The sequence below is a fragment of the Bifidobacterium sp. POST2/T3 (B1) genome (assembly GCF_058197115.1).
In genome coordinates this window covers 1-2,322 of the sequence record NZ_JBVPQK010000402.1, presented here as the reverse complement: position 1 = coordinate 2,322, position 2,322 = coordinate 1, and the positions used below count along the sequence as shown (strand labels likewise).

Annotated in this window: 3 protein-coding genes; all 3 read left to right on the top strand. The window is 51.6% G+C overall.

What is annotated here, in order from left to right; genetic code table 11:
* Positions 1–233 precede the first annotated feature (233 nt).
* Positions 234–851 carry a hypothetical protein gene (locus AC0AP0_RS12130; RefSeq protein ID WP_490430659.1) on the top strand — a complete coding sequence of 206 codons (618 nt, stop codon included), beginning with the start codon at positions 234–236 and terminating at the stop codon, positions 849–851.
* A complete protein-coding gene (locus tag AC0AP0_RS12125) occupies positions 848–1,606 on the top strand; it encodes a murein hydrolase transporter LrgB (RefSeq protein ID WP_490430658.1) in 759 nt (252 codons plus the stop codon). Before AC0AP0_RS12130 ends, AC0AP0_RS12125 begins: the two co-directional genes overlap by 4 nt.
* 31 nt (positions 1,607–1,637) lie before the next feature.
* On the top strand, positions 1,638–2,322 hold a 685-nt coding region (locus AC0AP0_RS12120; RefSeq protein ID WP_490430657.1), incomplete at its 3' end, for an ATP-binding cassette domain-containing protein.

The following is a 2,322-nucleotide window of genomic DNA, read 5'->3' as shown; positions in this document are numbered from 1 at the left end:
TCGGTACCCACTACAACCGCAGCCTGGGCAGGGACCATCCTACTGACAGTGGGACTCCTATCTGCTGTTATCCTTACCGCTCCTCTTGCCTGGCATACTCGACTCGCCGGTGGAGATAAAAATTAATGAACCTTTTCATCCTCTCTCGCTACTAACTAAGCAGACGGAACGAGTAGCGAACAATGTCTGGCAGCAGCCGAGGCCAAAACCAGATATGAGGAAGGTGGACGAGGTTGGCTTTCGTAGGTATACAGCTCAAGAGGCTTTATAGGCTAGTATTACTGCCGTTCATACTGACTGCAGGTGTTCTTCTTGCGGGCTTCGTACTGGAGAGCATTTGGTCATTGCGCCGCATACGGCCGGTTATGATGGTTCTTACTCAGGTGCCAGTAATTGCTGCTGGTCTATCTACAGCTTTTGTACTCAACGGTGATCCAATCGTTGAACTTGCTGAGTCAACCCCAACTGGATGGCGGAAGGTTCAAGTGACCAGGCTGCTTATCATTACCGGAGCATTTCTTGCAGCCGCAGGCCTTCTTTTTACCGGCTTGCATATGATGCGACTTTGGCCACGCGACATGGGGTGGGTGAGCATCGTTACCCCGGTTGGCAGTATATTCATTGTCAACTGTCTGGTTTTCCTTATAGCCGTACTCACCACGTCTATGCCAACATCGTCGCTGGCTTCCATAGCTATTTGGCTGTTTCTATGTTTTATATGGGATCCATACATCACCGATCCAGTCCGGCAACGACTGATACTAATGATTATTGCAGCGGCAGGCGCAATCTTCGGATGGAAAATCTGCAGTGATGCGGAGCGCAATGTCGTAAAGGTGGCAGCCCTATGAGGATACTGAGTCTTGTACGCATCACGCTACTGATGTTTTATCGGTGTAAAGCCTTATGGATAGCCAGCATGCCGCTGGCGCTCTTCGCCCTCTTTTTGGCCTATGCCTCTCCTATGTCACCTGGATTCAGCGACATAGATGGTCTTGTCTTTACCGGACAGGTTCTTGCTATGTTCACCCCGTTGGCATACGCAGCATCTTTTAGCAACCTTATGACTGCCGGCAGGCGAACAGGTATGGACGAGCTTGAATCCACCTCCCCCTTACCGATGGCCGTCATCGGCTCGGCTCATGTCTTGGGAGCCTGGGTTATCTGCATATCATCTTCCCTGCTTTTCCTTGTATTGATCGCGGTCCACCAAGCCTTCCACGGCAACGGTAAGGCAATACTGGTGGCCCTGGCAGTGGCACTTGTCATACTCTCACCATCAATACTGATTGCTATGGGGATATCCGCCCTGCTGGGAGCCCTGTTGCCCACGATCGTAGCCCGAATTCTTGCAGTCCTGGTATGGGCCTGGCTGGCTTTCTATACCCCCCTCTTACCAGTTCCAACGCTCAATGGCGGCCCCCTGGCAGTCATTGGCGATCCCATTGCGCAGGGATGGTTCCATACAGATCCTATGTACGTACCGGCGAACAGCCCCTTTACCGTACAATCAGGAGTCATATCCCTGCTCTGGCAGGTGTGTATTATCTTCCTCCTTTTCACTGGTGCAAACATAGCCTCCAACCACATAAAAGGTGGGGTCTGACTATTTACTGACTTTGAAAGGAATTACTCACATGTTTATCTCTATTGACCATCTGACCAAGGATTTTCGAGGGAGACCGGCCGCTTTGAACGATCTGACCGTTGATCTTCCACAAGGCATGATAGGGCTCATAGGACCAAATGGTGCCGGCAAAACAACCCTCATGCGTATTCTCACCGGAATAATCAAACCGACTAAAGGTAAAATTTATATTGATGGGCAAGACCTGTCTTCGCCGGCCAATAGGCGAAATTTAAAACGACACCTGGGTTATCTGCCTCAGCACATCCTCCCGTACGACAACCTGACGCCACTTGAATTCCTTGATTATATCGGCATCTTGAAAATGATTGACAACAAACACGTACGGCAGGAGCAGGCACATACCCTCCTGGAACAGGTGGGACTAGAGGATGTAATGAACCAACCTATCGGGGGGCTATCCGGGGGTATGAAACGCGGGGTTGGCATCGCACAGGCACTTATGGGCGACCCCCAGCTGCTGGTAGTCGACGAGCCCACAGCGGGGTTGGATCCCGAAGAACGCATGCGGTTCCGCACACTCCTTGCCCAACTGGGACAGGATCGAACCGTTATACTCTCCACCCACATACTCGATGATGTTGCACAAACCTGCCATTGGGTGTGTGTATTACGTTGCGGACGCAACCAGTATGACGGGCCGACAGAGGGGCTGATCCATGAAGCTGCCGGTC